This window comes from Marivita sp. S6314 (assembly GCF_023015985.1).
Taxonomy (GTDB): domain Bacteria; phylum Pseudomonadota; class Alphaproteobacteria; order Rhodobacterales; family Rhodobacteraceae; genus Marivita.
The window spans coordinates 734845-758056 of the sequence record NZ_JALKAO010000002.1 but is presented as its reverse complement, the minus strand read 5'-3'; the positions used below and the strand labels follow the sequence as shown (position 1 = coordinate 758056).

Annotated in this window: 24 protein-coding genes; 8 read left to right on the top strand and 16 right to left on the bottom strand. The window is 62.3% G+C overall.

Annotated features, from left to right (window positions below; translation table 11 throughout):
- Window positions 1-10 precede the first annotated feature (10 nt).
- The 10 genes from MWU54_RS08250 to trpS form a co-directional block, all read right to left on the bottom strand.
- Complete coding sequence (locus tag MWU54_RS08250) at window positions 11-1006, bottom strand: BMP family ABC transporter substrate-binding protein (protein WP_247082067.1); 996 nt, start codon at window positions 1004-1006, stop codon at window positions 11-13.
- 121 nt (window positions 1007-1127) lie between these two features.
- On the bottom strand, window positions 1128-1571 hold the full coding sequence (locus MWU54_RS08245) for a GNAT family N-acetyltransferase (RefSeq protein ID WP_247082065.1): 444 nt from the start codon (window positions 1569-1571) through the stop codon (window positions 1128-1130).
- On the bottom strand, window positions 1568-2143 hold the full coding sequence (gene tsaB, locus MWU54_RS08240) for a tRNA (adenosine(37)-N6)-threonylcarbamoyltransferase complex dimerization subunit type 1 TsaB (protein WP_247082063.1): 576 nt from the start codon (window positions 2141-2143) through the stop codon (window positions 1568-1570). Before tsaB ends, MWU54_RS08245 begins: the two co-directional genes overlap by 4 nt.
- Window positions 2133-2696, bottom strand: a complete 564-nt coding sequence (locus MWU54_RS08235) for a NifU family protein (RefSeq protein ID WP_247082061.1) — start codon at window positions 2694-2696, stop codon at window positions 2133-2135. Before MWU54_RS08235 ends, tsaB begins: the two co-directional genes overlap by 11 nt.
- Before the next feature lie 99 nt (window positions 2697-2795).
- A complete protein-coding gene (locus MWU54_RS08230) occupies window positions 2796-3263 on the bottom strand; it encodes a hypothetical protein (protein ID WP_247082059.1) in 468 nt (155 codons plus the stop codon).
- Window positions 3264-3393: 130 nt separating this feature from the next.
- Window positions 3394-3849 (bottom strand): universal stress protein, encoded by a 456-nt coding sequence (locus MWU54_RS08225; RefSeq protein ID WP_247082057.1) that lies wholly within the window; start codon window positions 3847-3849, stop codon window positions 3394-3396.
- 66 nt (window positions 3850-3915) lie between these two features.
- A complete protein-coding gene (locus MWU54_RS08220) occupies window positions 3916-4380 on the bottom strand; it encodes a GNAT family N-acetyltransferase (protein WP_247082055.1) in 465 nt (154 codons plus the stop codon).
- Window positions 4377-5237, bottom strand: coding sequence for a branched-chain amino acid aminotransferase (locus tag MWU54_RS08215; RefSeq protein ID WP_247082054.1), 861 nt, complete (start codon window positions 5235-5237; stop codon window positions 4377-4379). Before MWU54_RS08215 ends, MWU54_RS08220 begins: the two co-directional genes overlap by 4 nt.
- Before the next feature lie 61 nt (window positions 5238-5298).
- Window positions 5299-5886 (bottom strand): GntR family transcriptional regulator, encoded by a 588-nt coding sequence (locus tag MWU54_RS08210; protein WP_247082052.1) that lies wholly within the window; start codon window positions 5884-5886, stop codon window positions 5299-5301.
- A 345-nt stretch (window positions 5887-6231) separates the two neighbouring features.
- On the bottom strand, window positions 6232-7263 hold the full coding sequence (trpS, locus tag MWU54_RS08205; protein ID WP_247082050.1) for a tryptophan--tRNA ligase: 1032 nt from the start codon (window positions 7261-7263) through the stop codon (window positions 6232-6234).
- Between the two features lie 42 nt (window positions 7264-7305).
- On the opposite strand from trpS, the gene MWU54_RS08200 reads away from it, so the two are divergent.
- Entirely contained in the window at window positions 7306-8031 is a 726-nt protein-coding gene (locus MWU54_RS08200) for a rhomboid family intramembrane serine protease (RefSeq protein ID WP_247082048.1), read from the top strand.
- Here MWU54_RS08200 and murJ read toward each other — a convergent pair.
- On the bottom strand, window positions 8028-9575 hold the full coding sequence (gene murJ, locus MWU54_RS08195; RefSeq protein WP_247082046.1) for a murein biosynthesis integral membrane protein MurJ: 1548 nt from the start codon (window positions 9573-9575) through the stop codon (window positions 8028-8030). The two genes, MWU54_RS08200 and murJ, sit on opposite strands and share 4 nt — an antisense overlap.
- Before the next feature lie 283 nt (window positions 9576-9858).
- On the opposite strand from murJ, the gene MWU54_RS08190 reads away from it, so the two are divergent.
- A complete protein-coding gene (locus MWU54_RS08190) occupies window positions 9859-10176 on the top strand; it encodes a type II toxin-antitoxin system Phd/YefM family antitoxin (protein WP_247082044.1) in 318 nt (105 codons plus the stop codon).
- A 9-nt stretch (window positions 10177-10185) separates the two neighbouring features.
- On the opposite strand, the gene MWU54_RS08185 is transcribed toward MWU54_RS08190, so the two are convergent.
- The 3 genes from MWU54_RS08185 to MWU54_RS08175 form a co-directional block, all read right to left on the bottom strand.
- Complete coding sequence (locus tag MWU54_RS08185) at window positions 10186-12075, bottom strand: DUF4214 domain-containing protein (RefSeq protein ID WP_247082042.1); 1890 nt, start codon at window positions 12073-12075, stop codon at window positions 10186-10188.
- Window positions 12076-12102: 27 nt separating this feature from the next.
- Window positions 12103-14784 (bottom strand): [protein-PII] uridylyltransferase, encoded by a 2682-nt coding sequence (locus MWU54_RS08180; protein ID WP_247082219.1) that lies wholly within the window; start codon window positions 14782-14784, stop codon window positions 12103-12105.
- 85 nt (window positions 14785-14869) lie between these two features.
- A complete protein-coding gene (locus MWU54_RS08175) occupies window positions 14870-16051 on the bottom strand; it encodes a penicillin-binding protein activator (RefSeq protein WP_247082040.1) in 1182 nt (393 codons plus the stop codon).
- A gap of 86 nt (window positions 16052-16137) precedes the next feature.
- On the opposite strand from MWU54_RS08175, the gene rsmI reads away from it, so the two are divergent.
- The 3 genes from rsmI to gshB all read left to right on the top strand — a co-directional run bounded on the left by rsmI (window position 16138) and on the right by gshB (window position 18422).
- On the top strand, window positions 16138-16995 hold the full coding sequence (gene rsmI / locus MWU54_RS08170; protein ID WP_247082038.1) for a 16S rRNA (cytidine(1402)-2'-O)-methyltransferase: 858 nt from the start codon (window positions 16138-16140) through the stop codon (window positions 16993-16995).
- 38 nt (window positions 16996-17033) lie between these two features.
- Window positions 17034-17420, top strand: a complete 387-nt coding sequence (locus MWU54_RS08165) for a YraN family protein (protein WP_247082036.1) — start codon at window positions 17034-17036, stop codon at window positions 17418-17420.
- Window positions 17421-17486: 66 nt separating this feature from the next.
- Window positions 17487-18422, top strand: coding sequence for a glutathione synthase (gene gshB / locus MWU54_RS08160; protein ID WP_247082034.1), 936 nt, complete (start codon window positions 17487-17489; stop codon window positions 18420-18422).
- On the opposite strand, the gene MWU54_RS08155 is transcribed toward gshB, so the two are convergent.
- The gene (locus MWU54_RS08155) at window positions 18423-19931 is read right to left on the bottom strand and encodes a YifB family Mg chelatase-like AAA ATPase (protein ID WP_247082032.1); all 1509 of its coding nucleotides are present in this window, start codon (window positions 19929-19931) and stop codon (window positions 18423-18425) included.
- 138 nt (window positions 19932-20069) lie between these two features.
- On the opposite strand from MWU54_RS08155, the gene MWU54_RS08150 reads away from it, so the two are divergent.
- Window positions 20070-20438 carry a YbaN family protein gene (locus MWU54_RS08150; protein ID WP_247082031.1) on the top strand — a complete coding sequence of 123 codons (369 nt, stop codon included), beginning with the start codon at window positions 20070-20072 and terminating at the stop codon, window positions 20436-20438.
- 15 nt (window positions 20439-20453) lie between these two features.
- Here the strand turns inward: MWU54_RS08150 and MWU54_RS08145 are convergent, their stop codons facing one another.
- Window positions 20454-21320, bottom strand: a complete 867-nt coding sequence (locus tag MWU54_RS08145; RefSeq protein WP_247082029.1) for a glutathione S-transferase — start codon at window positions 21318-21320, stop codon at window positions 20454-20456.
- A 212-nt stretch (window positions 21321-21532) separates the two neighbouring features.
- Here MWU54_RS08145 and MWU54_RS08140 point away from each other — a divergent pair, with 212 nt between their 5' ends.
- Complete coding sequence (locus tag MWU54_RS08140) at window positions 21533-22411, top strand: RNA polymerase factor sigma-32 (RefSeq protein ID WP_247082027.1); 879 nt, start codon at window positions 21533-21535, stop codon at window positions 22409-22411.
- The gene (locus MWU54_RS08135) at window positions 22408-23190 is read left to right on the top strand and encodes a ChaN family lipoprotein (RefSeq protein WP_247082025.1); all 783 of its coding nucleotides are present in this window, start codon (window positions 22408-22410) and stop codon (window positions 23188-23190) included. Before MWU54_RS08140 ends, MWU54_RS08135 begins: the two co-directional genes overlap by 4 nt.
- Window positions 23191-23212 lie beyond the last annotated feature (22 nt).

The following is a 23212-nucleotide window of genomic DNA, read 5'->3' as shown; positions in this document are numbered from 1 at the left end:
CGGCGTCAGATCAAAAGCTGATCGCGGGGCAGCTGTCGTCGGACATGTAGTCATGCACGGTCAGCTCACCGCTGGCGATCTTGGCCGATGCGGCATCGACGGTGGCCTGCATTTCGGCGCTGATTAGGGATGCGTTGTGTTCATCCATGGCGTAGCCGATACCGCCATTGGCGATGCCCATGACGTTGATGCCGGTTTCAAGGTCTGTGCCCATGGTCATCGCGTCATACACAGCGTTGTCGACGCGCTTCATCATGGAGGTCAGAACCTTGCCCGGGTGCAGGTAGTTCTGGTTGCTGTCGACACCGATGGACAGGATGCCTTCGTCCGCGGCGGTTTGCAGAACACCAACCCCGGTGCCACCCGCAGCGGCGTAAACCACGTCAGCGCCCTGGCTGATCTGGGCTTTGGTCAGTTCGGACCCTTTCACGGGGTCGTTCCATGCCGCAGGCGTTGTGCCGGTCATGTTGGCAACCACGGTTGCGTCCGGGTTCACGGCCAGCACGCCTTGTGCGTAGCCACAGGCGAACTTGCGGATCAGCGGGATGTCCATGCCACCGATGAAGCCGACGGTGCCGGATTCAGAGGCTTGTGCCGCCATCATGCCAACGAGGTACGACCCTTCGTGTTCGTTGAAGACCACGGAGCGCACGTTCGGCTGATCGACAACCATGTCGATGATTGCAAACTTGGTATCCGGGTAATCCGGGGCCACTTCGGACAGCACGTTGCCAAAGGCAAAGCCGGTCATCACGATGGGGTTGTTGCCGTTTTCGGCGAAACGGCGCAGCGCCTGTTCGCGCTGGGCTTCGGACTGAAGCTCGATCTCCCGGAACGATTCGCCGGTTTCTTCGGCCCAACGCTGCGCGCCGCCAAAGGCCGCTTCGTTGAAGGATTTGTCGAACTTGCCGCCAAGATCAAAGATCAGGGCAGGCTCTGCAGCCGCCGCGCCGGCGGTGAGCGCCAGCGCAGCGGCGGCTCCGTACAGTTTCGTCATAAGGGTCATTTTGCAGCTCCCAGGTGTTGGACTGCGACGGCTTGATTGCGTCGCTTGAAGAGATCGTATGATCAGCTGCAATTAAGGCCGTACCCGTCGCAGAGGGTCAACCGCTTTTTGCCCTGTTGGCTTATGACGTTGGCGTATCCGGCCCCGGATCAAGCGGGATGGGCCGGGAAAGCACCAAGGCATCGTCCTTGCGCCCGTCGCGCAGCGTGTAATAGGCGCGGCGTTTGCCGATCTGTGCGAATCCTCTGGCGGCGTAAAATGCGCGGGCGGGTACGTTGGCGGCGGCAACTTCGAGGAAGAGCCGATCCGCGCCTTCCTGACGGGCCTGCGCAATTGCGCGGGTCAGAAGCGTGGTGGCAATGCCGGTGCGCTGTGCTGCGGGGTCAACGGCGAAGGCCAGGATTTCTGCCTCGCCCGCGATGGTTTGCAGCAAAAGACCGCCCTGCGGGTGCGCCAGCAGGATCACATGCGGGGTGTCGAGGGTGCGTGCGATTTCGGCTTCCGACCACGGCCGCATGTCCACATAGGCGCGGTCCATAACCTGCGCGAATGCGGCAGGTGTCATGGCAGGATCACCGGGGCGGTGTAACGCGATGGCGCGGCGTCTGCCGGTTTGATATAGAGCGGTTTGGGACGATCCGTTGACGCAGGGTCGGCTAGCGCAGCACGATATGCCATCGCGCGGACCAGCGCGCCGGCATCCTGCGCAAAGACGGGTTGCGTGACCTCGGATGCGTCGGTCAGGCGCGGCGCGGTGCCGGGGCTTTGCACGTAAAGCATGTCGCGCGGCGCCGGGACAGCCGCGATGGCGGTTGGGTGATCCTGGTGGATCGCCTCAAGCGACGAGACCCCGATCGCCGGAATGCCCAATCCAAGCGCCAGCCCCCGCGCGGCGGACACAGAAATGCGGATGCCGGTAAAGTTCCCCGGCCCAACCCCAACGCCGATCCGCGTGAGATCCGACCATGTCTTTCCATGCTCCGACAGCATCTCCTCCAGCATCGGCATCAAACGTTCGGCCTGCCCCTTGGCCAGCGGTTCCACGCGGGTTTGCAGGATGACGGAGCCACAAAGCAAAGCGGCTGCGCAATGCGCAGCCGATGTGTCAAATGCGAGGATCAGGTCGTCAGACGGCAACCGGGCGCACCTCGGTCACTTCAGGGATGTAGTGGCGCAGCAGGTTCTCGATGCCCATCTTGAGAGTCAGCGTCGAGGACGGGCAGCCCGCGCAAGCGCCCTGCATGTGCAGGTAAACCACGCCGCGGTCGAAGCCGTGGAAGGTGATGTCGCCGCCATCCTGTGCCACGGCAGGGCGCACGCGGCTGTCCAGCAGCTCTTTGATCTGGCCAACGATTTCGCCATCTTCGCCGGTATGTTCCGCATGCCCGGACGGTGCTTGCGCATCGCCGGACATCACCGGATCACCGGATTGGAAATGCTCCATGATCGCGCCAAGGATGGACGGTTTGAGGTGGTCCCAGTCGTTCGCGTCTTCCTTGGTAACGGTCACGAAGTCATGGCCAAAGAACACCCCTTTGACGCCGTCAATGGCGAACAAACGTCCGGCCAAAGGCGACGCAGATGCGCCGTCGGAATTCGGGAAGTCCGCCGTCCCCATGTCGAGCACGGTCTGGCCGGGCAAAAACTTGAGCGTTGCCGGGTTCGGCGTGGATTCAGTTTGGATAAACATGGCGGCACCTCCTGCGGTTGCTCTCTATATGCGCACGGGTCTGGCGGGCGTCAAGGATTAGAACAGTTCTAAGTCTGACGCCCGCTGCTGCGCATGTCTTTAACGGACTGGCAGCAGCGTAACGGCGAATGTGCCCGATACGGGCATCGGCGTTCCAAAATCAATTGTCTGACCGAAATTCGTGCTTTGACCCAGAGTTCCGGTGAAGGTTCCGCTGACCTGCAACAGGCTGTCAGCCAGCGATCTGTCCGTGATGAGAACCGCGAGACCGCCACGATCCGATTGTCCATACCATCTCTCGAACCCAGCATCTTTGGTGCGGCGCAAGAGGGACATTTCCGGGCTTTGGGCACCGCTGCGCAACAGATCGAATGTCAGCCGCAGGGACTGGAACCGCTGCCATGTTTCAACCTGGCTTGGCCGCGCCATAATGCTGACCTCGGCAAACCCACGCGATCCGGTCCAATCGCTGTGACCTGCGCTCAGGGGCATTTCGAATTGCTCGTCGGCCAAGGTAAGCGTGATAAACCCGGTTTCCTGAGCGTTGGCGCATGACGCCAAAGTCACAGCGGCGCAAAGACACAGCGCCCGCAATGCGCTCGGCGGACTTTGAGCCAAATCGGCGTTCACCAAACCCTCCTTTTCTGCGGCGTCTGACTCGGCCCCCATTTGCCCCTGTAAACGAAACAGTGATGTCTCAGGTGATGGCTTCGAGCCGTTCTTTCGACAATTCGCCCGGAACGATGGTAATCGGGATGGGCAGCGTTCCCGAGCTTTTGGTCAGTTGCGTGACCAACGGACCGGGTCCCTTGTTGCCGGTGTTTGCACCAAGCACGAGCACCCCGATATCGGGATCGTCCTGAACCTGCGCGATGATCTCGGTGACGGCTTCCCCTTCGCGGATCACCAGTTCCGGATCGACGTTTTGTTTGTCGCGCATCCACTTGGCGAAGACCTCGAAATGCGCATGGATGCGTTCGCGGGCTTCTTCGCGCATGACTTCGCCGACACCAATCCAATGGTTGAATTCATCTGCGGGAATGATCGACAGCACCTCGACACCGCCCCCTGTACGAGACGCCCGCATCGCGGCGAACCGCATGGCGTTCAGGCATTCCCGGCTGTCGTCCAGTACGACTAGAAACTTGCGCATAAATCGTCTCCCTTTCAGGATCATGACGCAGGAACACAGCCCGCGCAATAGACCTTGCGATGTGGTTCAGGGGCGGGTGGTCGGCAGCGTCAACACCGGCAAGAGGCGGTTTGGAATGACCTCTGACGGAGTTTCACCGACCTGCACCGCGCCATGTGCGGCGTAGAAGGGAACGGCCCCGGGATCGGCCTCGATGCGCACACTGGCGTGCCCTGCGCGGGCCGCTTGCTCCATCGCCCAGGTGATCAGCACGGTGCCAACACCTTGGCGCATATAGGCGGGATCAACGAACAGTTTTGATATCTCGGGGGCGTCCCCGCCAAGCTCCAACGCGATGAGACCCGCAACCGCATTGTCTTTGCGCACGATGGCCAGAGGCTGTGACAGGTGCCCAGGCGTGATGCGCAACACGTCCCGGCAGGATGCGATAAACTGCGCGTCATATCCCCAATGCGCCTTGGAGCGCAGGCAGAGGTCGGACAAGGCCGCAAGCGTCGCGTCATCCGCCTGTGTCAGGCGTTCCGGGGTCACGCAGACCGGGCCCAATCCCAGTAGAGATCCCGCACGCGGCGGGTGACCGGGCCGACCTGATAGGAGATGTCCTCGAACCCGGTGACGGCGGTGACCTTTTGCATGTTGCCGGACAGGAACACCTCGTCCGCATCCTTGAAATCGGCAAAGGTGAGGACGGTTTCATGCACCTTGGTGCCATCGGCGCGCAGGTTGGTCATGTGGCGCGACCGGGTGATCCCGGCGAGGAACGTGCCATTGGGAATGGGGGTGAACACTTCGCCGTCCTTGACCATGAACACGTTCGACGTGGCGCTTTCTGCCACGTTGCCCATCGCGTCGGTGACAAGGGCATTCTGGAACCCCCGGGCGCGGACTTCGGCCAGCATCCGCGCATTGTTGGGATAGAGGCACCCGGCCTTGGCATTCACGACCGCGTCCTCCAGGACCGGACGCCGGAAGCGGGTTTTGCCCAGCGTCACGCTGGCGGTGTCCGGTGCAAGCGGGATTTCTTCGAGGCTGATGGCAAACCCTGTCTTGTCTGCCTTGGGCACAATCGCGGTCTGGTCACCGTCAATCGCCCAGTACATCGGGCGGATATAGACCGCGGCGTCCTTTGGGTACGCTTGCAAGCCGTCCCAGACGATCTGCACCATCTCTTCGGCGCGCATTGTCGGGGTGACCATCAGCGCCTTGGCCGAGCGGTTCACCCGTTCGCAATGTGCCAGGAGATCGGGCGCCACATCATGCGCGTAGCGCGCCCCGTCAAAGACCCCGCTGCCCAGCCAGGCACCATGATCTGCGGCGCGCATGATGGCGACGTCACCGTCGTGCCATGTGCCGTTGAAATAGGTGCGGATGTTTGTGCCGGTTGCCATGGCGATGCCCCCCGATTGCGATGCCGTTTCACGTCCACAAAGGTGGCGCGCGCGGCGAAAGTCAATCCCCCGGGGACGGGGTGGGGGCAGTGGTATGCTGGGCCATCTCCTGAATATACCGTTGACCATTATGGGATGCCGCCAATAGCAGGATGCGGCTTTTGCCCGACAACGCACCGTCCACGGCGTTTTGCAGGTTCGCTTCCACCGATTTCCAGATTTCGGTACCGCCGGTCTGAATGTCCTGCGCCCGCCACCTTAGCGCGCGCCAATGGGCCGCCTGAATGGCAAAGCACAGGATCGGGTCCATCACCGTCAGCGCCATCGCGTCAATCACCCGCCCGTAGAGCGCAACAAACGCATCTGCAGAGCGATCATCATCCACCTTGAGCATGTTCTGCACCGCCATCAATTCAAGTGTTGTATGACGCGGTGCAGGCGTGTCCCCGGCGATGTGGGCAGCGATACGGGTGATGTCCATGTAAACACGGAAATGCGAAACCTTGTCCGCTTCGTTCATCACCACGCTGGATGTGCCGACGCCTATATGGGTTTCCACCAGCTGGGCATGGGCCAGCAATTGCAGGATCTGGCGGATGGGTGTGCGCGACACACCGAATTCTTCGGCCAGTTCCGTTTCCTTGAGCATGAGCGGCCGCGTTGGGTCCGACAGGCACATGCGTTTGCGCACGGCCCTTAATATCTCGGCCTGGCGAAACGCCTATTGGGGCATCGTCGAGGCCAAGGTGCGGGTGTTGTACCAACCACAAGGACTCTGGCCTCTCATGCAGGCCACACAATATGTGTTTACACCCATAAACCCTCTGCACTCCCCATGCAGACGGCGCAACCAACTGGTACGCAACGCAATCATCACCCTTTGCGCGGCCCCGTCGAGCGCCGGACCAGCACAAAGCGTGGCCTGAACACCAGCCCGATCCTGAAAAGAAACGACCAAATGACTTGGGGCGCTCGATCAGAGCGCCCCTTTTTGTCATCCGACCATGCCGACGATCTCGTAGGTCTTTTTGAGGATCGGCGCGGCGATCTCTCTGGCGCGGCCGGCCCCCTTGGCGAGGATCGCGTCGATTTCGTCTGGGCTTTGCATCAGGCGGGCCATTTCCGACGAAATCGGGGACAGCTTTTCCACGGCCAATTCCGACAACAGCGGCTTGAATTCCGAGAACTGCTTGCCACCCATTTCCGACAGCACGGACTCCACCGACTGATCGGCCAAAGCGGCATAGATGTTCACCAGGTTGCGCGCCTCGGGCCGGTCTTCCAAGCCCTTGGCCTCTGAGGGCAATCCGTCCGGGTCGGTCTTGGCCTTGCGGATCTTTTGCGCAATCGCGTCGGCGTCATCGGTCATGTTGATGCGGCTGGCATCCGACGGATCAGACTTGGACATCTTCTTGGACCCGTCGCGCAGGGACATGACCCGCGTGGCGGCGCCTTCGATCACCGGTTCGGTGATCGGGAAGAAGTCGGTCTTGAAGTCGTGATTGAACTTGGTCGCAATATCGCGCGTCAGTTCAAGATGCTGCTTCTGGTCTTCGCCGACGGGCACATGTGTGGCGTGATAGACAAGGATGTCTGCCGCCATCAGGGCCGGGTACGCAAACAGGCCAAGAGACGCGTTTTCCTGGTTCTTGCCGGCCTTGTCTTTCCATTGCGTCATGCGCTTCATCCAACCCATGCGGGCGACGCAGTTGAAGATCCACGCAAGCTGCGCGTGTTCGGCCACTTGTGACTGATTGAAAAGAATGGATTTATCCGGGTCGATGCCACTGGCGATGTAGCCCGCGGCCAATTCGCGGGTCTGGCGCCGCAACGCGTCCGGGTCTTGCCAGACGGTGATCGCGTGCATGTCGACCATGCAGTAAATCGTTTCGTACCCGACGCCCTGCATTTCGACGAAACGCTTCATGGCCCCCAGGTAGTTGCCGAGTGTCAGCCCGCCTGAGGGCTGAATCCCCGAGAAAACCCGGGGCGTGAAAGCGGGAGAGGTTTGGACCCCCTCGGACATGGCAATTCTCCATCTGGCAAATGTGGTTCCGGTGCCTTACCCATGACCCCCAGTGCCGTCAAGCAAGGGCCCCGCGCCGTGACCCATCCACATAACGAACCCCCTCTCAACCCATTGCCGCCCGTGGTGATTGCCTTGTTCCTGGTGATCGTCGGAATAGAGGTGGCGGTGAACCTTGGCGCGCGGGGGATCGTGGGTGGTCCGACTGCGGTGGGATGGCGGATTGTGCTGCTGGAGCGGTTCGCTTTTTCGTCCGAGATTTTCGCCTGGATGCGCGAAACCGGGCGCTGGCCGATGGAGCATGTGTTCCGCATGTTCACCTACCCGTTTGTCCATGCCAGCTTTACCCACGCACTGTTTGCCGGTGTGATGCTGCTGGCGCTGGGCAAGATGGTCGGAGAGGCCATGGGCAGCTTTGCCGTGCTTGCGATTTTCTTTGTGTCCGCTGCCGGAGGAGCCGTGTTCTACGCCGTCACCATCGGTGGGTCGCAACCGTTAATTGGCGCGTTTCCAGCGGTTTACGGGTTGATCGGTGGGTTCACCTACATGCTGTGGTTGCGGCTGGGGCAGTTGGGCGAAAATCAGGTCCGGGCGTTTTCGCTGATCGGGTTTCTTTTGGGAATTCAGTTGCTGTTTGGCCTGCTGTTCGGATCCAACGCGGAATGGGTGGCGGACCTGTCAGGCTTTGCCATCGGGTTCCTGCTGTCGATGATCCTAGTGCCCGGCGGGTTTGCGAAACTGCTGGACCGGTTGCGGCAGCGGGACTAGGCGCTGCCTCGCCGGAACGCGCCTTTGAGTTCGCGCAGGGAAAACGCGCCGAGAAGTTGTCCGGCAAGCGCGTAGCTGACCATGCCGATGGCGATCAGCGCCGCGAGCGCGATGAAGCGAATCCCTGCAAGAGCCAGGAACGGGCCCAACAGGAGCGTGGTAAACCACAAGACCGCACCCATCACGATTGAGGCCAGGCAGACCCGCCAGATGCGGCGGCGGAACTGGCTGTCGAAGCGCGCGACATCGCCCAGTTTGCGGCCACCGATCCCCAGCAGGGCGACCATGACCCAACCGGCCACGGTGGTGGCAATTGCCGGAGCGATCCAGCCGATGACAGGGGCCAGGCCGATGGCAATCACGGCATTCACGATCATCGCCCAAACCGCGAATTTAAAGGGGGATTTCGTGTCTTCGCGGGCAAAGAACAGTGGCTGCAGAACCTTCTGAAGGACAAAGGCCGGCAGGCCCAGACCGTAGATCGCAACGGCGGCGGCGATGGCCGCGCTGTCATCGGCCCCGGTTGCCCCGCGCTGGAAGAGAACCGACACAAGAGGCAGGGGAATCACCACAAGCGCCACAGCAGCAGGAATGGTTAACGCGAGGGACAATTCCCCGGCGCGCGAAAAGGCGTGTTTGGCGCCTGCATCATCCTGCGCGCTCAGGCGGCGGGAGAGGTCTGGCAAGAGCACAATGCCCACCGCAATCCCGACCACGCCCAATGGGAGCTGGTAGAGCCGGTCGGCCGCATAAAGCCACCCGACGGCCTTGTCGAAATGTGACGCAACCTGTTGACCAACAAGCAGATTGATCTGCATCACGCCCCCCGCGAGCGCTGCAGGCACGGCCACGACAACAAGGCGTTTCATCTCGGGCGACCAGCGCGGACGCGCCGGGCGCAACCGGACGCCAGCGCGATCTGCAGTAACCCAGACAAGAGCCAGCTGGGCAAGGCCCGCCACGGGCACCGACCAGATCAGCCAGCGAATAGTTTCGCCCCCGAGATACGCCCCGGTCGCCATGGATAAGCATACGAAAATATTGAGGAAAACCGGTGCCGCCGCCGCTGCCGCAAAGCGACCTGCGGCGTTCAGGACGCCGGAAAACAGGGCTGTTAACGAAATCAGGAAGATGTAGGGAAAAACGATGCGCCCATAATCGACGGTAAGGTCAAAGCGGGCGTCTCCGACGAAGCCTCCGGCGGTGGCCCAGACCAATGCGGGCATGAAGATCATCGCGAGTGCGCTGAGGATCAGCAGGACAAAGGCCAATCCGCTCAGCGCCTGCGTGGCAAAACCTTCCGGGTCGTCGCCGGACTCTAACCGCTTGGAAAACATGGGAACAAAGGACGCGTTGAACGCGCCTTCGGCGAAGAAGCGGCGGAACATGTTGGGCAGGCGGAAGGCTGCGACGAAGGCGTCCATCACCGGGCCTGGGCCGATGAGGGCGAGGATCATCACTTCGCGCAGGACGCCCAGAACGCGGCTCATGAGGGTCCAGAAGCCGACGGTGAGAACACCGGATATGAGGCGGATGGGTTTCATAAGGCTCCTTGTGCGTGAGGACTGGCCTAGAGCAGAAATCCGGCCGCGAAAAGGGGCTGTTGTACGCTTGGAGCGGACGGTTTGTACGGCTCACGCGGGAAAAACAGCGGATTTTCGGGGGTTTTGGGGGAGTTGTCGGTGTTGGAACGGTTGTTGTACGAATTGTACGGCTGGACCGTCCGGTTCGATGTGGTGTTGCCGCGCGCAAATTGCGGTCGGTCCGCAAACGATTTTTCAACCTTTTGCCGACAGGGTGGGGGCCCGCGTCTGTGAAAGGGCACCCATGTTTATCTATAATTCGTCTCCGCTGGAGGACATCAGCACCGAGACCCTGCGCAGCAATCTGCGGCGCGTTCTGGATGATGTGAATTTTCACGACACGCGCTACGCGATCCTCAGGCGGGGGCGGCCCGTGGCGGGTTTGGTTCCGATCACCGAAGCGCGCGCGCTGTTCGAGGCGACGCGCCGGGACCGGCGGTACCGGGATGTTCACTTGCAACAACAGGCGCGGGATCAGGAGCGATTGCGCCGCGCGATCTCGGGGCGTGACCCCTTCGGTGACGATGACGCGCCGAAGGGGCCGGACTTGAGCGGGTATTAGGCGCGGCGGTCAGACCGCTGCAGAGAAAGGATCATCAATGACACCCACCACCGGCAAGAGCAGGTCTGTGGACCCAAGTTCAGCGGCAGCGAGGGCGTCGTCGGCAAGGCCGATGGCATTGAACAGGCTGGAAATGCTGCCATCAAACGCATCCATCACATCGCGCGCATCGGCAACATCGCTTTGACCCTGAATGACCGCAAAATAGAGGCCGATATCGGTTTTGGTTTCGATAAAGGCGACATCCTCGGGCGATCCGGTTTCGGCCCGCGCCCCGGCGAGGAAATCGACGATGAAGCCTGCCTGGGTGACGTTTCCGGCGTCAAGCTGCGAGGTCCAGAAGGTCCGCCCGTCATCATCGGCATTGCGACCGAAGACATTGCCATAGACCGCATTTACAAAAGCGGTGTTCGACATGCCATCATAGAGCGATTGTGTTTCGGGTTGATCGAAGAAGAGCTCTGCGATTTCGCGCAGGGAGAAGCCGTTTTTCTGAAACGCGGTGGCCCAGAACGACAGACCCAGCGCGTCGGCGGCGCGGTTGAAATAGGCGATATACAGCTCGGTGAGGGTGGTCAGGTCTGCCGCGCTGATCTGGCCGATCCCGTCATGCCGGTCGAGGGCGAACTGAACGCCGCCGCTGGTTTCGATGATTTCGACGCCCAGCATCGCGGTGCTGCCATCGGGGGTGTCGCGGTCGGTCAGGGTGCTGATCGCGCCGGAGAAGGTGATCGTGCTTTGACCTTCGTCGATCTCGGCGAAGACGACGGTGTCGGTGCCATTGCCCCCCGAAACGCTGTCATTGCCGAGGTTGCTGGCAAAGAACGTGTCGTCCCCGTCAAATCCGCGGACGAGCTGGTTGCCCATGCCGTCTGTCACAACGTCGTCAGTGTCTGTGGCGAGCAGGATCGTGCGCAAGGGCGTGCCCGTAATGTCGAGCGATTCAATGCCGCCGAACCCGTCATTGGCGACAACGCCGGTGGCGAAATTGAGGTCCAGCCCGGCGCTGGCATCGGTGAACAGGAAATCAAGGATCGGCACCGCGCCTTCGGCGTCGATATCGTAGCTGTCGGACCCTGGCCCGCCGATCAGGGACACCACCTGGCCCGGGGCAAGGCGAACGGTGTAGCTGTCATTGCCGGAGGTGCCTTCCAGCCCGAGATAGGCCGACAGCGCATTGGTGACATCTTGATAGGTGTCGGTGAAGCCGGCGCCTGTGGCGGACCCGGTGTTGAGGACGCCGTCGATATCGAAGGTCACGGGCGCGTTGATCCGGTCATAATCGAGGATGAACCCCGGCGCGTCGGTGCCCGTGGTTGGGTTGAAGATGAACGTATCATTGCCCAGGCTGGCGACGATCCGGTCGCCATCTTCGGTATTCGTGCCAGTGTTGATCGTGTCGGCGCGGGACGTGCCTTCGACCGCGTCGTCAAAGCGCGACCCGATGAAGGTGATCGGCTGGGTGAGAAGCGGCAGGAAGGGTTCCCAGGCAAGTTCCTGATCGAACCCGCTCAGCCCGCTGCTGGCGTCGATGGTGATGGGGCCGGATTCGTTGAACAAGTCCGCGATGCCGGTGAAATCGGCCGCGTTCGCGATGTCGAACAGGGCCTGCTGAAACGCAACGGCGCTCCAGCCGATGTCGCTGACGGTGGCTTGCCGGATATCGAGCCCGTTGAATTCAATGGAGGTGATGATCCCTGATGTGAAAACACCCTGAGCATCCGCCGCGAACCCGAACCCGCGGAAGGTGACAAAGACATTGGCCTCGGCGTACACGGTGTGCGTCAGGACAAACTCCGTGGGCGTTGAGGAGGTCAATGCGACGCTGAGCGTGCCGGTGCCGTCAAAGAATGACTGGTCGAGAAACGCGGGGTTTGTGCCTGTGTAGGTGAACTGCATGATGTACTCCGAACTCTGAGACGAGGCTTATTCCTTGGCGCGGGCTGCACCTTCGCTGATGGCGCTGCGCAGCTTGGCTTCGAGCGATCTTTGCTTGCTTTCGGCGTGAAACTTCAAGCCGAACATGTCTTTGACATAGAACGTGTCCACCACCTGTTCGCCATAGGTCGCGATGACGGCGGAGGCGATATAGACATTGGCGTCGGCCAGCGTGCGGGTGAGATCGAACAACAGGCCGGGACGGTCGCGGGTGTCGACTTCGATGATCGTGTAGATTTCGGACCCGTCATTGTCGAAGGTGATGGATGTCGGAACGTTGAAGGCGCGTTCGCGTTTCTTGAGCTTGTCGCGCGGTTTGATCGCGTCGCGCGCAACGACTTCGCCGCTGAGCGTTTTGGTGATGGTCTGGCGCAACCGGGGAATGCGGCTGTCTTCGTAGGGTGACCCGTCGCCATCCTGGATCCAGAAGGCGGCGGTGGCGTAGCCGTCTTTGGAGGTAAAGGTGCGTGCGTCGACGACATTTGCCCCGGCCAGCGCCAGCGCTCCGGAGAGGCGCGAAAAGATGCCCGGGTGATCGGCGAGGGCAAAGCAGACGCGGGTGGCGTCACGATCTTCATCGGGGTGGATGTCGATCTTGATCTCGTCGTCTTGGATGTCGCGCAGAAGCTCGGCAAAAACCTTGTGCGCGGTGACATGCAGGCCCTGCCAATAGGGTGGATAATGCCGCCCGGTTTCGATCCGCAGCGATTTCGCGTCCCAGTCGGCCAGTTCGGCGCGCAGGGCTTTCTTGGCCTCGGTTCCGCGGTTTTCCCGGTTGAGCGCCTCCATCCCGTCTTCGAGCGCGCGGCGGGTCTGGCGGTAGAGCGCGCGGATCAGGACCGCTTTCCAGTTGTTCCAGGTGTTTGGACCGACGCCCCGGATGTCACACACGGTGAGCACGCAGAGCAGATCGAGCCGTTCCTTGGTTTGCACCGCCTTTGCGAAATCGCGCACGGTACGCGGGTCGGCGATGTCGCGTTTCTGCGCCATGTCGGACATCAGGAGGTGGTAGCGGACCAGCCATTCGACGGTGGCGACCTCGGCCTTGTTCAGGCCAAGCCGGGGGGCGACCTTGCGCGCGATCTTGGCACCCAGGATGGAGTGATCTTCCTGCCGGCCCTTGCCGATGTCGTGCAGCAACAGGGCGACGTACAGAACCTTGCGGTTCACGCCGTCCTTGAGGATCGTGCTGGCGACGGGCAGGTCTTCTTCGAGGTTGCCATGTTCGATCTCGCTCAGGTGCCAGATGCACTGGATGGTGTGTTCGTCCACCGTGTAATGGTGGTACATGTTGAACTGCATCATCGCGACGATGGGTTCGAATTCGGGGATGAAGGCGGAGAGCACGCCGAGTTCGTTCATCCGGCGCAGGGCACGTTCGGGATTGCCGTGTTTCAGCAGCAGATCGAGGAAGATGCGCTGGGCTTCCTTGTTGGCGCGCATGTCGGTGTCGATCAGGGTGAGGTTGGCGCTGATCAGGCGCATGGCGTCGGCGTGGATCAGCAGGCCGGTGCGCAGGGCTTCCTCGAAGATGCGCAGCATGTTCATCTTGTCCGACAGGAATGCCGTTTCGTCCGCGATGGCGAGGCGGTTGTTGACCACCTCGTAGCCCTTTTTGACCTTCGGCGCGCGTGTGAAGAGCCGCATCAGCAGCGGCGGTTCTTTTTTCTGCGAGGCTTCCAGTGAAGTCAGGAAGATGCGGGTGAGATCCCCGACCGATGTGGCGTGGCGGAAAAAGTCCTGCATGAACCATTCCACCGCGCGGCGGCCGCCCTTGTCGGTGTAGTGCATGCGGGCTGCCACCTCGACCTGCATGTCGAAGGTCAGCTGTTCGGTGGCCCGGCGCGCGGCCAGGTGCAGGTGACAGCGGACGGCCCAGAGGAAGTTTTCAGCCTTCACGAAGGTCTGGTATTCTTCGGGCCGGAAGACGCCGATGCGGACGAGGTCTTCAATATCGTCGGTGTGGTTGATGTACTTGGCGATCCAGAACAGCGATTGCAGGTCGCGCAGACCGCCCTTGCCCTCTTTGACGTTGGGTTCGACCATGTAGCGCTGGCCCTGCTTGACGTGGCGGGCGTCGCGTTCGGTCAGCTTGGCGTCGATGAATTCGCCTTCGGTGCCGTGAAACAGCTTGGTCCAGAGCTGGGTGTCGAGGTCTTCGGCGAGCGGGGCATGGCCGACCACGAAGCGGTGTTCGAGCATCGCGGTGCGGATGGTGAAATCCTCGGCCCCGAGGCGCAGGCAATCGTTCACAGTGCGCGCGGAGTGACCGACCTTGAGCTTGAGATCCCACAGGATGTAGAGCATCGATTCGATGACGCTTTCGGCCCAGGCGGTGATCTTGTACGGCGTCAGGAACAGCAGGTCGACATCCGAGAACGGGGCCATGGCCCCGCGCCCGTAACCCCCGACGGCCAGCACGCTGATGCGTTCGCCTTCGGTCGGATTGGGGTTGCGATGGATGCGCAGGGTGACGATTTCCCAGGTCAGGGTGATCAGCTGATCGGTGAGCCAGGTATAGCCCGAGATCACCGGTCCCGCGGCAAGCGGGGCCGCGTCGAGCCGGGCTTCGACGGCGGCGCGGCCGTCTTTCTGCGCGGCCTTGAGCACCCCGACAACGGCGGCGCGGATGGTCGGTTCGTCCATCGCGTCGCCGACAGCATCCCACATCGCGTCCCGCAGGGCGGCGACGTCAAGAATATCGGCGTTCAGCGCATCTGCGCCGGGCATGTCGACCGGGAGGTCGGCGGTCGGATCAGAAGCCTGCGCTGCCGAAGCCGGATGGGGCTGAGTCAAGGATGGTCACCTGCTTGTTGCGCACGGTTGCAACCGCAAGTCCGCGCTCGTTGGTTCCGTCGGACCGGAGGCGGAACACGCCTGTGGCCCCCTGGAAGCCAGAATTCTGTGTCAGTGCCCGCCCGCTCAAGGCGTCTGAGCGGCCCTGTTTGACCAACGCGCCGACGGCTGCGATGCCATCAAAGGCAAGGCCCGCCAGCGGGTGCGGATCGGCCCCGTAGCGCGCGCGGTACCGGCTTTCAAAGGCGTTTGTCGCGCCGGGATCGGTCAGCGTGAAGTATCCACCCTGTGCGCCCGGCATTGCCAGGATTTGTGGCGGCACGTCCCACCGGGCCAGGCCGATATATTGCGTGGCGGCGGGGCTGACACCGGCCTCGGGGAGCAGTTGCAGGAACATCGGCAATGCGCCGGCGGCGGTAGAGGTCAGGAACACGGAATCCGCGCCATTGGCCTGAATGCTGCTGGCGATCCGGGGAACGGCGGCGGTCACGCCGTCTTGCGAGAACGGGAAGGATTCCACAGCGGCCACGCGGACCCCGTTCTGGGCGGCTGCGGCCTGAATCGAGGCTTTGCCAAACTCGCCTTCGACGTTTTGCGGGTGCACGATGACAACGGAGTTTTTGCCTTGCCGCGCGGCGTAGCCCAGCAGGCGGTTGGCGGTGTTGCGGAAGGTCGCGCCAAGGATGAAGACGTTGCCGCCCGCGATGCTTGGGTTGTTGGAGAAGCTGAGGACGTTCACATTGTTGTCCGACACGGCGACACCCGCCGCGTTGGCCGCTTCGCCGAAGAGAGGGCCAAGGATGATCTGGGCGCCTTCGGAGACGGCGCGTTCGGCCTGGGTGGCGGCCTGTTGCGCATTTCCGGCGGTGTCATAGACGCGCAGGTCGATCTGGACACCATCGAGCGAAGCCAGCGCAAGCCGGGCTGCGTTTTCCATGCTGCTGGCCACCGCCCCGGCGCTGCTGTCGGTGCGCGGGATCAGGAGCGCGACCGGAACCGGTGCGTTCGTGTCGACGCGCGGACCCGTGCCGCCGCCGGTGCCGGCCATCATGCTGGGATCACATGCGGCCAGTCCCATAAATGCAACGACCGCCACGGCTTTCCGCATGAGCTTGCGGGGGGTGGACAAAACAGCCAACATAAAAACACTCCCTGATCGCGTCACGTTCGTCGCGCGCGTATTTTGGTTGTGCGGGATAATAGACGACGCGAAAGGCGGGTCCAGACATGAATTGGCAGGCACGCGATATCGCGCCGGGATTGTACCTTGTGGCGACTCCGTTGGGCAATGCACGGGACATCACGCTGCGCGCGCTGGACCTTTTGGCAGGGGCCGATGTTCTGGCGGCCGAGGACACCCGGTCGTTGCGCCGGTTGATGGATATTCATGGCGTGCCTTTGTCGGAGCGACCGCTGGTTGCCTATCACGATCACAATGGCGACCGGGCGCGGCCGCGTTTGCTTGCGGCGCTGGAGGCAGGGCAATCGGTGGTTTACGCGTCCGAGGCGGGCACGCCGTTGATCTCGGACCCGGGGTTTGACCTGATGCGGGCAGCATTGGAGGCAGGATACGATTGCACCACTGCGCCGGGGGCAACAGCTGCGGTGGCCGCGTTGACGGTGTCGGGGTTGCCGTCGGACCGGTTTCTGTTTGCCGGGTTTCTGCCGAACAGTTCGGGCAAACGGAAAAAGGCGCTGGCGGAATGTGTGGATGTGCCCGCGACGCTGATTTTCTACGAATCCCCCAAGCGGTTGGGCGCGATGCTGCGCGACGCCGCAGAGGTTCTGGGCGCGGATCGGGCGGCGGTGGTGTGTCGGGAATTGACCAAGAAATTCGAGGAACGCCGGGCCGGGACGTTGACGGAACTGGCGGAGGCGTACCTGGCGGATGCGCCGCGAGGAGAGATCGTGGTGGTCATTGACCGGGGCCAGGGCCGCGTGGCGGATCAGGCGACGCTGGATGCGGCGCTGGAAGAGGCGTTGCGCCGACTGTCGGTGAAAGACGCGGCCAGCGAGATCGCGCGTCGCTTTGGCGTGCCAAGGCGGGAGGCGTATCAAAGGGCGATGGCATTAGGCGAAAATTAGATGTCTTGTTTTAGGGTGATTCTGACTGGAGGTGGCAGATGCCCTTTGATTTTCAGAATGATGTCTCGGCGACGGGACAAACCAATTACCATGCCGGGATCAGCGCGGAAAAAACGGTGGAACACACATACGGGCGGCGCGGGGCGCGCTTGCGCGAGGCGCGTTGGCGCGGACCCTATGGAGAAATTGATCTGATCTTTTCCGAAGGCGAAACGGTGGTTTTTGTCGAGGTCAAGAAAAGCCGCACCCATGCGCAGGCGGCGCAGCGGCTGACGGCACGGCAAATGCAGCGTATTCTGCACAGCGCGGATCACTATCTGGGGTCGTGTCCCAAGGGCGCGCTGACGGATGCGCGGCTGGATGTGGCGCTTGTGGACGCGCAGGGCGTGGTTGAGATCATCGAGAACGCAAGTCTGGCGGCCTAGCCGCATCGCTTGCGCCCCGACAGGCGTTGCGCCATTACGAGGCCAGCACAGCAAGGGGGCCATTTCATGAAAATCGCGTTCCAGATGGATCCGATCCAATCCGTCGACATCTCGGCCGACAGCAGTTTTCGCCTTGCCGAAGAGGCACAGGCGCGTGGACACGACTTGTTTTTCTACAGCCCCGACAAACTGGCCTATGACGAGGGCCGGATCCTGGCCAAAGGGCATTCTTTCACGGTAAAGCGTGTGCAGGGCGATCACGTGGCGTTGGGGCCCGAGGAACAGGTGGATCTGGCGGATTTCGACGTGATCTGGCTGCGACAGGACCCGCCGTTTGACATGCATTACATCACGTCGACGCATTTGCTGGACCGTCTGGCGGGGCAGGCCCTGGTGGTGAATGACCCGTTCTGGGTGCGCAATTATCCCGAGAAGCTGTTGGTGCTGGATTTTCCCGATCTGACACCGCCAACGATGATTGCGCGGGATCTTGAGACGATCAAATCGTTCAAGGCGCGGTATGGGGACGTTATCCTCAAGCCGCTTTACGGCAATGGCGGGGCCGGGGTGTTCCGGCTGGATGCGAATGACCGGAATCTGACATCGCTGCACGAGTTGTTCACCGGCTTTTCGCGTGAGCCGTTGATTGTTCAGAAATTCCTGCCGGATGTGTCGGCGGGGGACAAGCGGGTGATTCTTGTCGATGGCGATCCTGTGGGTGCGATCAACCGGGTGCCGGCGGCGGGTGAAACGCGGTCAAACATGCATGTGGGCGGGCGGCCTGAAAAGATCGGGCTGTCAGAGCGCGATTTGGAGATCTGCGCACGGATCGGGCCGCTTTTGAAGGAAAAGGGGCAGGTGTTTGTCGGCATTGATGTGATCGGGGATTACTTGACCGAGATCAACGTGACCTCGCCCACTGGCATTCAGGAACTGGAACGGTTTGACGGGGTAAATATCGCCGAGAAGATCTGGCAGGCGATTGAGGCAAAGCTGTCCTGATCATGCGGTTTGCGGCAAGCGGTAGCTGAGCGCTTCGGCGACGTGATCGCGGCTGACGGCGTCGGAGGCGTCGAGGTCAGCGATGCTGCGCGCCACCCGCAGGACGCGGTGATAGCCACGGGCGGACAGGCCGAAGCGGTCGGCAGCCTGGGTGATCAGGGCGCGGGCGTCTGTGTCGAGCGCGGTGGCGGTGTCGAGCAGTTCGCCCTGAAGGTCGGCGTTGTGGGTCAGGTTTGGCGTGTCGGCAAAGCGGGCGCGCTGGACCGTCTGGGCCGCGGCGACGCGGGCGGCGATCTGCGCCGAGGTTGCGCCTGTGTTCGGGCCGTCGAGGTCGCGGAAGGCCACGGGCGGGACATCGACGCGCAGGTCAAACCGGTCGAGCAGCGGGCCGGAGATGCGGCCCATGTAGTCTTCTCCGCAGTGCGGGGCGCGGGAACAGGCGCGGGCCGGGTCGGACAGGTGGCCGCATTTGCAGGGGTTGGCGGCGGCGACCAGCATGAAGCGGCAGGGATAGGTGACATGGGCGTTGGCGCGGGCGACCATGACTTCGCCGGTTTCGATGGGCTGGCGCAGCGTTTCCAGCACGGCGCGGGGAAATTCTGGAAACTCGTCCATGAACAGAACGCCGTTATGCGCCAGGCTGATTTCGCCGGGTTTGGCGGTGCGCCCACCGCCGACGATGGCGGCCATCGAGGCTGTGTGATGGGGTTCACGGAACGGGCGATGGCGGGAGATGCCGCCGGCCTCGATCAGGCCCGATAGGGAGTGCACCATGGAGGTTTCGAGCGCTTCGGACGGGGTGAGCGGTGGCAGGATGCCGGGCAGGCGCGCTGCAAGCATGGATTTACCCGAGCCGGGCGTGCCGACCATCAGCACGTGATGCCGTCCGGTTGCGGCGATTTCGAGCGCGCGCTTGGCGCGTTCCTGACCTTTGACATCGGCCATATCGGTGGTCGCGGCGGGCATCTGCACCTCGCCCGGGTCGCAGGGCGGCAGCGGGGTGCGTCCGGTCAGGTGCTGGATGATATCCATCAGGCCACCCGCGCCGATGACCTGGCAGCCGCCGACCCAGGCGGCTTCGGCCCCCGAGGCGGCCGGGCACAAAAGCGCGCGGTTTTCCGAGGCGGCGGCCATTGCGGCGGGCAGGGCGCCGATGACGGGGATCAGCGCGCCGTCGAGTGAGAGTTCGCCCAAGGCAACCGCCTGTGCCACGGCGTCTTTGGGCAGGATGTCAATCTCGGCCAGCAGGGCGAGGGCGATGGGCAGATCGAAATGCGACCCTTCCTTGGGCAGGTCGGCCGGTGACAGGTTGATGGTGATGCGCTTGGAGGGCAGCGCGATGTGCAGCGTGGAAAGAGCGCCGCGCACGCGGTCACGGGATTCCGACACGGCCTTGTCGGGCAGGCCGACGATGGAAAAGGCCGGCATGCCGGGGGTCACGGCGCATTGGACTTCGACGATGCGCGCTTCGACCCCTTCGAACGCAACTGTGTAGGCATGGGCGACCATGGCACCTGCTTTCTTTTGCCGGGGCAGGGTGCCTGTGCCATGGTTGCCAAAAGGTTAACGACTGCGGGTGCGATTTGGTGTGACTTTGCCGGGACGCACGCCATATAAACCGGCAAGGGTGTGTGAGCGAGCGGTGATGTGACACGACCGATCTGGACAGTTTTAGGCGCGGTGTCGCTGGCATTTGCGGCCATCGGTGTTGTGCTGCCGGTGCTGCCAACGACGCCGCTTGTCCTGTTGGCGGCGTTCTGTTTCACCCGAGGGTCGCCGCGCCTTGCGGCGATGCTGGAGGGGCATCATCTGTTTGGCCCGATCATCGCGGATTGGCGGGAAAACGGGGCCATTGCGCCGAAATTCAAGGTGATGGCCCTGTCGATGATGGCGGCGACATTCGTGGTCAGCCTGTATTTCGGTCTGCCGGTGTTCGTGCTGACGGTGCAGGCGGTGTGCATGTCGGGAGCCGCAGCCTACGTGTTGAGCCGCCCGAGCCACGGCGCGCGCGGCTAGGGCGGGCCATGTGCCTTAGGTGATGGCGATGAAGGCGGGCCAGGCCTCGGGGTCTTGGACGGTTTCATCGCGGCAGAGCTTGTTTTCAAAGCCGTAGATTTGGCCTTTGTATTCAAGGAACCATGCAGGCGTGCCGCCGGTGAACGGGCAGGTTGCGTTGACCGACGGGCCGGTTTCGACCGGTTTCGCGGGCTGTGGCGTTGGGCCGGGCCAGGGTTTGGTGTCAAAGGGTTTGGCATACCATGGCAGGGTTTTTCCGGTGACCAGTGACATGGTGCGCCATTGGCGGAACATCGTGTCGTTCAGGTGGGTGTCGACATAGGCTTGTGCTGTATCGGACAGGGCCACGTCATAACCGGCGAACCGCGCCGCCACCGGGGCATAAGCGATGTCGGCGATGGAGTAGGTGCCGAGCAGCCATGGGCCCTGGTCGGCGTATTTGTTGCGGGCAAAGCTCCAGATTTTTTCGATGCGGGCAATGTCGGCCCGGGTGTCGTCGGACAGGTCGACGGCGCGGTAGGCGGTGCGCAGGTTCATCGGGCATTCGGTGCGCAGGGCGGAAAAGCCTGCGTTCATTTCGGCGGCAAGGGCGCGGCCCAGGGCGCGGGCGGTGGGATCGGAGGGCCAGAGGCCGCCATCGGGGTGACGGTCGTGCAGTTCTTCGGCCATGGCCAGGGATTCCCAGACCGGGGTGCCTTCGGGGGTGCGCATGCAGGGCACGGTTCTGGCGGGGGCCATGTCGGGAATTTGGTCCGCGACGCTGGAGGTGCTGAAATCGACGAGATGCAGGTTGGGTTTGAGGCCCAGGTGGCGGAACAGGAGCCAGCCACGCAGAGACCAGCTCGAATATGCGAAATCGCCGATATAGAGGTCGTAGGTCATGTCGTGTCCCGGTTTCTGTTCGTGTTGGGTTAGCCTAGTGTGAAGACCGCGAAACGCCCAATTGAGAATTGTGCGGTTGCCGATCACGGATCGGCATTTATGTCAGGGCTTTTTATGCAGCCTGCGCGCTATTCATGTTTTGGAGATAAATTTTTGATCCAGCCTTGTGGGTGCCCCGTAGACAGTACGAGGGATCAAGACTGGGGGCACAGATGGCACTCGACGCTTTTAACGACCAAACCTTGTCACGCCGCGCGATGAAGGCAGAGCTTCTGGATGCGGAAACCGAACTGAAGCTGGCCTATGCCTGGCGCGACGAACGGGACGAGGCCGCGCTGCACCGTTTGATCACCGCGTATATGCGATTGGCCATTTCGATGGCGTCCAAGTTCAAGCGTTACGGCGCGCCGATGAATGATTTGATCCAGGAAGCGGGTCTGGGCCTGATGAAGGCGGCGGACAAGTTCGACCCGGATCGTGGCGTCCGCTTTTCGACCTATGCCGTGTGGTGGATCAAGGCGTCGATTCAGGATTACGTGATGCGGAACTGGTCGATTGTGCGCACCGGGTCCACATCTTCGCAGAAATCTCTGTTTTTCAACATGCGCCGGGTTCAGGCGCGGCTGGAGCGGGAAGCGGCGGCCGAAGGCAAGAAGCTGGAAGGGCACGAGATGAGGCGTTTGATCTCGGAAGAGATCGGTGTGCCGCTGCATGACGTGGAGATGATGGAAGGCCGCTTGTCCGGGTCGGATTATTCGCTGAACGCGACGCAATCGACCGAAGATGAGGGCCGTGAGTGGATTGATGCGCTGGAGGATGACAGCGCGCAGGCCGAAGAGATGGTCGAAGAAGACATGGATCTCGCGCAGTTGCGTCAGTGGCTGTTGATGGCGATGAACCAGCTGAATGAGCGCGAACGGTTTATCGTGCGTGAACGCAAGCTGCGGGAAGATGCGCGGACGCTGGAAAGCCTTGGCAACGAGTTGGGCTTGTCAAAAGAGCGGGTGCGCCAGCTTGAGGCGGCGGCGTTCCAGAAAATCCGGAAGTCGCTTGAAGCCCAGAGCCCAGAGGTGCATCACTTCCTCGCATGAAGCATTTAGTTTTTGTTCTGGCCTGCGCCCCCACGGTTCTGACCGCTGGGGGCGTTTTTGATGGGGCGGATGTGGTGTTCCTGGGGGAGCTGCATGACAACCCCGGACATCATGCGCGACAGGCGGACTATGTCGTGGCGTTGCAGCCGACGGCGCTGGTGTTCGAGATGCTGACGCAGGCGCAGGCGAATCTTGTGACGCCGGACCTGGTGGCGGATGAGGTGGCTTTGGAGGCCGCGCTGGGCTGGGCTGACAGCGGCTGGCCGGATTTTTCGATGTATTATCCGATTTTTGCAGCCGCCCCGGAGGCGGCGGTGTTTGGTGCGGCGGTTCCGCGTGAGACGGCGAAGGGTGTCATGGAGACCGGTGTTGTGGCGGCGTTTCGCGGGGATGGCGCGCGTTATGGTCTGACCACCCCCTTGCCCGAAGACCAGCAGGCGACCCGAGAGGCGCTGCAATTGTCGGCCCATTGCGATGCGATGCCGCAGGAGATGTTGCCGTTGATGGTGGATATCCAGCGGTTGCGGGATGCGGAGTTGGCCTATTCCGCGGTTCAGGCATTCGAGGCTTATGGCGGGCCGGTGGTGGTGATCACGGGCAACGGGCATGCCCGCCTTGATTGGGGCGCACCGGTTTACCTGATGGAGGCGGCGCCCGGGGTGCGGATTGCCGCATTGGGGCAGGCCGAGGACGGCGCGGGGGCGCCGCTGGGCGCGTTTGATCTGGTTGAAACATCGCCGCCGGCTGACCGCGGGGATCCCTGTGAGGCGTTCCGTTGATTGAGTTTTCCCGGGCAGGCTC